This is a genomic window from Rhodococcus sp. PAE-6, assembly GCF_025290685.1.
Classification (GTDB): domain Bacteria; phylum Actinomycetota; class Actinomycetes; order Mycobacteriales; family Mycobacteriaceae; genus Rhodococcus; species Rhodococcus pyridinivorans.
On sequence record NZ_JAOCLZ010000176.1, the window covers coordinates 1 to 250 of the forward strand.

Annotated in this window: 1 protein-coding gene; it reads left to right on the forward strand. The window is 57.6% G+C overall.

The window, feature by feature from the left end; all coding sequences use genetic code 11:
* On the forward strand, positions 1–233 hold a 233-nt coding region (locus NVV99_RS26695; protein ID WP_260783324.1), incomplete at its 5' end, for a hypothetical protein.
* Positions 234–250: the final 17 nt, after the last annotated feature.

Genomic DNA, 250 nt, shown 5'->3' on the forward strand with positions numbered 1-250 from the left:
TCAACGAGAACTGGAGCGTCTTCGCCTCCGGCGCCTACGACATCGAGTCCGAAACGCTGGTGCGCAGTTCCATGGGCTTTGCCTATGGCGACGAGTGCTTCGACTATTCGATGACCTTCTCGCGCACCGAAAACACGGTGACGAAGGAAACCGACTTCAATGTCGGGTTCTTCCTGTCGTTCCGCACGATCGGCGACTTCGGTACAAGCACGCGGGAACTTGCTTCGAACTGAAGCCGGGGCCATCCTTT